The sequence below is a fragment of the Vibrio sp. 1F253 genome, from assembly GCF_041439295.1.
GTDB lineage: Bacteria > Pseudomonadota > Gammaproteobacteria > Enterobacterales > Vibrionaceae > Vibrio > Vibrio tasmaniensis_A.
Genome location: NZ_JBGONU010000006.1, coordinates 1 through 6,701 on the forward strand (window position 1 = coordinate 1; position 6,701 = coordinate 6,701).

The window sequence follows — 6,701 nt, forward strand, 5'->3', positions numbered from 1 at the left end:
GCTGATCAGATCGTAGGTTCTTGATTTAGTTCCATTGAATTACGCAACAAAGCCATTGGAGAGTGTCGCACTTCGCTGTTGAATTCAGTGGTTATTTATTAATATACTCTTTGAAAAGATTAGATACAGTGATAGGCTTAATATCGTTTTCTTTTATGAAGCGGTCTAATAAACCTACAACTTTTTTTAAATCACGACGTCCTATCCAACGTTCATAAAAACTATCTTTATCTGTAATATTTCTTATGAAATTCCGTCTACTTTTATATCCTTCATATCCAAAGTGAGTATAACCAACTATGATATTATTTTCTTCTGATAAACCTTTCTTTATTTTATTAAAATGATACATCCTAGTTCTATTTAAATAAGTTATGCCTTCTTTTACTTCAAATACATTTTCAAATGAAAATGGCTTCTCTGCATCATCTCTTAAGTGATCATGAGTCCATACCACATCGAAGACATCTTTAACGATATCCTCTACATAATATTCGCTATTTTCCTCCCTACCTAAATGGCTTAAATTTTCTTTTTTTACCATACTTATAGGGTGTGATTTTTTATGCCCTCCATGTTCGAAGTAAACTTTAGGGTAATCGCCAAAAACATTTTTATATACATCCAAACCCTTTTGGAATTCCATACGGTTATCGCTAACTTGAGAGTATCCATGAAAAGCAATTTCGTGCCCTAAGTCTCTGGCTTTCAACATTAAGTTTCTATATTCTTTATTTTCTAAAGAGTCAGTTTCACTAGCATTACAATGTTCAGAAAGTTTTGAATCGTCCTGACCAATAGTAGAAAAAACAGCAGTTGTAATAAAAATATCTCTCTTAGATAACTCCGTAATTATTTTATCATATGGTTCTGTCATACCGTGGTCTGGATCATTTGTTAAAGCAAAATATTTCATCGTATTATCCTTGAGTAAATTACCATCTTCTAAAGAAGGTGGCTTAATGTGAGCCCCCTAAAAGGGACTTTTGTTTAGTCCAGCGCGAATTGTTGCAGCTCCACTCACTCTTCTTTCTCTTGGTGCCTGCCGTTATTGATCAAATCAGCTTGAAGATCAACGACGCTATATATGACTAGCCATTAGCTTCTAACAGGCATACCTAATCTTATGATTTTGTTCATTGCTTTGACATTTGCCAGTGTCTCTCCAACTTGAGCGTTATAACATCTCAAGCTCAATTTGCCGCTTGTTAGTCCTTTATATCGGGACATTACCGTCTCAGATATTGAGCGATAGTGATAACCAGACTCGACCTTCTAATACACTATAATCTCATTTCTCAGAGCTGTTACTGCTTCGCTTCTGGGGTGGCCGTCTTCCCAAAGTGCTGCATTTTTTCGAGGCGGCATCAACGGCGTACAGCCTTTGTTTCTCAGAGTCTCGTGGCAACTTTTTGTGTCATATGCTCCATCGGCAGATACGGCAGTGACCTTTCTGCGCAGTGGGTTAGCAACGTCGATAGCACTTCACTATCACCTACATTTACAAGGCTGACTTCTGCACTAATAGCTTCGTGAGTATCCACATCTACAGCTAAATGCAGTTTGCGCCATGTTCTGCGTTTTTCTACACCATGCTTTTTCACTTTCCATTCACCCTCACCAAAGACTTTGAGGCCAGTCGAATCAATGGATATATGGCAAATAGCCCCTCTAGACTTATTGCGATATTTGACCTGAACCGTCTTCGAGCGTTTACTAATGCAGATGTAGTCCGGGGAGGTCAGCGGAACATCCAATAGCTCAAAGATGGAGTCGATAAAGCCTTAAAGAGCACGTAATGGCAGAGAGAAGATCCCCTTAATCATTAAGGCAGTTTCAATCGCTGTATCAGAGTATTGGAAGCCTCTCCCCCGCTTGCCATGATGGGTTCGCCATGCATCAATGACTGAATCGTCTATCCAGAACGTAACTGAACCACGATTGCAAAGAGCTTTGTTGTACTCCGCCTAGTTAGTTATCTTCTTTTTTGCTTTACCCATATCACCACCGTTCTAACCATCATAAAGGATCAGAGCGCAGGACTTGAAAAAGGTTCAACTCATTTAGGCAACAACGCCTTGATGTTTTACTTACATAACATCGAATGATTTCTACGCTATCGACATCTCCCAAATACATCGAAAGCTTGATTGTATCTACTATGTTATTTGTCCTCTTTGACTTCGCTAAAAATCAAGGGAACATTTAACATGAGTAGAACTACAGGCAAAGCCCAATTGAGCCTCCTCTTGCATGCACGGGGTACTTACTGTTACAACTCCATGCGGAGTTGGCCTGAATCCAGAGTCTATCGACTACTACGAATATGTGTAACTGTAGTAACCATACGAGCTTGATGCTTTCTTTTCCATGGCGTTGAAGATAACACCTTTCACTTCGATACCCGATTGTTCGAAGCGGTTACGAGCAACGTCGATCTCTTTAATGGTGTTTTGACCGTAACGCGCGACCATTAATGTGGTGCCAGCGAAGGCGCCGACAATACTTGGGTCGGTTACCGCAAGTACGGGCGGGGTATCAACAATCACCAAGTCATACTCTTTAGCTGCCCATTCCATTAGCTCTGCAAAGCGTGGGTGCATCAGCAGTTCAGATGGGTTGGGTGGCACTTGGCCGCGAGTAATAATTTCTAGGTTTTCTACTGGTGTTGATTTAACGGATTGAGCGAACTCTTGCTTGCTGCTCAATACATCTGAAAGGCCGTTATCCCAGTTCACACCAAAGCTTTGTTGTAGGTAACCTTTACGCATATCGGCATCAATCAACAACACTTTTTGGCCTGTTTTTGCAGCTACTGCAGCAAAGTTGGTCGAGATAAAGGATTTACCGATGCCTGGCGCAGGACCAGAGATCATCAAGACGTTGTTTTTCGCTTCTAGCATTGCAAAGTGCAAGCTGGTACGAAGGCCACGCAGTGCTTCAACCGAAAGATCCGCAGGGTTCGATTCAGCAAGCAGTGCTTGAGTGCCCTTGGTTTGCTGTTTCTTCGATTTAAAGCGGTTGGTTAGATCAATCTGTAAATCAGATTTTGGTACCGCTGCGTAAACCGGAAGGCCGATTTGTTCAATTTGGTCTGGGCTTTCAACGCCACGGTGGAACGCCGCTTTTACCAATACAAACGCCACACTTAGCATGCCACCCAGTAGCGTCGCTAATACAACAATCAGTGGCTTCTTAGGTTTTACAGCGCGAGCATAGGCTTGAGCGTCATCTAAGATACGAACGTTACCAACGGTACCGGCTTTGATGATGCTTAGCTCTTGAACCTTGTTTAGTAACTGGATGTAGATCTGTTGGTTTACTTCAACGTCACGTGTCATGCGCAGTACTTCACGCTGTGTTTTTGGCAGCTTTTGTACTTGCTTGTTTAGGCGCTCTCGCTCACCCAATAGCGTTTTTCGCTTATCAATCAGCGATTTATACGTTGGGTGATCTTTAGTAAAACGCTGGCTGATATCACTCTCTTTAAACGTCAGTTCATTCAATTGCGCTTCAAGCTCTACCATTACCTTTAAGGTTGATTGTGCTTCTAAGCCTAAGTCGATCGATTCGTTCTTTTGGCGATAATTGTTAAGTACGTCTTCATAGCCAGTTAGCTCAGATTTAATGCCCGGAAGGTGGCTTTCTAAGAACTCTAGGCTCTTCTCTGCTTCTGCTGAATTACGCTTCACGTTTTGTAAGAAGTAGATCTGGCTAATGTGATTGAGGATTTCAGAAATCTGTTGCTTGTTTTCACCTTCAAAGCTTAACTTCAAAATACCGGTCTGCTTACCTTGCTCAGACAGAGACAAAGAAGCTTTCAACCATTCGATCGCTTCTAGTCGGCTACGCTGACCTATTGAGAATTCAAAATCGTTATGCGATTCAAAACCAGCCACAAACACGCTGTAGTCATCGGCTGTTGCTAGCTCACCCACTTTGCCTTGCAAGATAACGCGTTCATCGTCACGAACCAGTTGGTAGGTGCCTTGCTCAGCATCGATAACCTGAATGGTGTGTGCGTAACCATTCGCGTAGCTTGGCAATGTAAAACGGCTTACTGAGATGTGGTTGATGTCACCGGTTAAGCGAGCAAACCCCTTACCGACGATGGGTGCGTAGTTCGGAGATGTCACCGTCGTGAGGTTAAACTTATCCACCGTTTCACCCAAGATCATACGAGATTTGATGATCTCGACTTCCGTTGTCGCAGAAGATTCTTGAGAGAACATGTCTCCCATATCGCCGACCATCGATGAAATGCCGCCAGAGCTCTTCTCTTCAATTTGGATCAGGGCATCGGCTTTGTATATCGGCGTTGAAAGCAATGCAAACGCAATACCAAACACAGCAAAAGCGAATGTGGTCAGCATAATTAGCCATTTAGCGTCCAGCAGAATGCCAAGCAGTTTTTCTAAATCTATCTCATCAGAGTTATCTGTATGCGATTGCTGAGATGGTTGTGTTGTCATTAGTTTGCTACTTCCTAAATTATTGCTATTTAAGAGACGATATATACGCTCCGTGTACTTCTCTTTTATATGATTCTGTTGGTGGCTTAGCCACGCCTACGTGTAGAGCATGACCTTTAAAAAGCTGTGTATTTGAAACCTACAGTATTTAAACCTACTGTATTTTTAAACCTACAGTTTTTTTGCCCACGCTTGTGCGGCTTCGTCAATCAGCCTATAAGCGTATTCAAAGGCTTCACGGCTTTGACGGTAAGGGTCAGGAATGTCTTTTTGGCCAATCCACTGACCAAACAGCATGGTTTTACCACGTGCCTCTGGCGATATTTGAGTCAGCGCTTCTAAATGGCCCTTCTCCATCACCAAGATCAAGTCATACTGAGCACAAAGCTGTGGCGTCACTTGTTGAGACTGATGATTTTCAACATCGACCCCATTTTCAGCGGCAATTAAGATTGCAGTTTCATCTGCTGGCTTACCGATTAAACGACTTTTTTCGGCAGCAATACCCGCAGAGGCCACTTCTTTGTTGGGAAGCAATTTTTGTAAAACTCGCTCTCCAGTTGGGGAACGACAAATGTTGCCCACGCATACGACTAAAATTTTATTAAACATAATTGTCTCTAATTGTATTGGGCCTATAAGCTGGGTTTACTTTTAGATGTAAAAATCAGGTTACACGTACAATGCAACCTGATGATTAATTAGGGTTTATTACCAATTACGGACGCGCAACATACCTTCGGTTAGGTCGTTGAAGCCTGAAATGGTCGGTACAAGCTGACCAATGACACGGTTCCAGCGGCTGATTGGTGCTGCCGTTACGTAAACAATGTCGTAAGGTCTTAAATCAAACTCGGTACCAATCACTAGGGCTGATGCGTCTTCCATATTCAGTTGGTAGATGTCCGCCATGCGTTCTGATTTATCATCTGAAGTTCGAATCACAAACACACCCGTTGCATCTGCAGTCAGCTGGTTGATGCCGCCTACATTGCTGAGAGCTTCGGTTAGGCTCATACCTACACGGTCGATCTTCAACAGTTGTGGGTCATTAACTTCCCCCATCACGAAGACTTTCTGATTATCGTTACGCGGCACGTGAACAATATCGCCTGCTTGCAGTAAGCGGTTTTGCGTTAGGTCACCACGTTGCATTAAACCGTAAAGTGAAAGGTTCTCTTCCACACCATTGCGAGTTAATGAAACATTACGCCAATCAGCATCTTCAGATAAACCACCAGAACGGTTCACGGCATCCAGTAAGGTTAATGGGATATTGGTGATGGCTTGCTGGCCAGGTTTAGACACCTCACCAGTAATATAAGTTTTCTTAGAGCGGAAGGCCGCTACGTTCACATCAACTTGAGGGCTTTCGATGTATTTAGCTAAGCGATTTGCAATATCAGCACGCACTTCGCGAACGGTTTTGCCAGCCACTTCGACGGTACCAATGTAAGGGTAAAAGATGGTGCCATCGGCATGAACCCAGTTACCCGCTTCGGTACTACTACGGTAAGAACCAGCAGGAATGGTCAATTCAGGGTGATCCCAGATAGTAATGTTTAGGATATCACCGACACCCACTTGGTATTCATACTTAGCGATATCAACATCAAGTTCCGGGTTTGCTTGTGAAACCGATAAAGATTCATTTCGGTAACTTGATACAGATTGAGCCGTGAGTGGGTAAAGGTTAACCACATCAGAGATATCAGATTCTTGCTGTTCCTCTGAAGGCTGAATCACATTCTTATTGCCAGTAGAAAGGTGTGTTCCTGGAGTCGTACAGCCTGCAAGTAATACAGGAAGGAGCGCTAATAGGAGTCGATTTTTATTAATCTTCATGTTGACCAATTCATAGAAAAGAAATGTGGGCGATATCCCAAAAGATATCCTAAAAATTTAGCTATCTTAGCTCTAACACAGTGTCCCAGGTATTAAAGCAAGGGGGTTGATAACTGATGGTCCATAGCCCTTGCACTCAAGGCTCTGGAAAGCTACCGCCCCTTGATATTCCGCGAAATCACACTGCGTGAGTTAATTTACCCTAACTAGATAATATAAATCAGAGTTGAGGTTTTGTAGAGTTTACGCAAAAGCGCTCACTCTCATATGCTTACTTTACCGCTCGTGCATTATCCATTATTCATTATTCATTATTCATTATTCATTATTCATTATTCATTATTCATTATTCATTATTCATTATTCATTATTCATTATTCATTA

General features: G+C 42.4%; 4 protein-coding genes and 1 pseudogene. All 5 read right to left on the reverse strand.

All coding sequences use genetic code 11. The features are described from left to right. Positions 1 to 91: 91 nt before the first annotated feature. Positions 92 to 916, reverse strand: a complete 825-nt coding sequence (locus ACED28_RS04645; RefSeq protein ID WP_371709398.1) for a hypothetical protein — start codon at positions 914 to 916, stop codon at positions 92 to 94. Between the two features lie 359 nt (positions 917 to 1,275). Further along, a pseudogene (locus ACED28_RS04650) lies at positions 1,276 to 1,919 on the reverse strand (IS5 family transposase). A 399-nt stretch (positions 1,920 to 2,318) separates the two neighbouring features. Beyond that, positions 2,319 to 4,472, reverse strand: coding sequence for a polysaccharide biosynthesis tyrosine autokinase (locus ACED28_RS04655; RefSeq protein WP_371709399.1), 2,154 nt, complete (start codon positions 4,470 to 4,472; stop codon positions 2,319 to 2,321). A gap of 171 nt (positions 4,473 to 4,643) precedes the next feature. Beyond that, positions 4,644 to 5,084 carry a low molecular weight protein-tyrosine-phosphatase gene (locus ACED28_RS04660; RefSeq protein ID WP_371709400.1) on the reverse strand — a complete coding sequence of 147 codons (441 nt, stop codon included), beginning with the start codon at positions 5,082 to 5,084 and terminating at the stop codon, positions 4,644 to 4,646. Positions 5,085 to 5,183: 99 nt separating this feature from the next. Then, positions 5,184 to 6,317 carry a polysaccharide export protein gene (locus ACED28_RS04665; protein ID WP_371709401.1) on the reverse strand — a complete coding sequence of 378 codons (1,134 nt, stop codon included), beginning with the start codon at positions 6,315 to 6,317 and terminating at the stop codon, positions 5,184 to 5,186. Positions 6,318 to 6,701 lie beyond the last annotated feature (384 nt).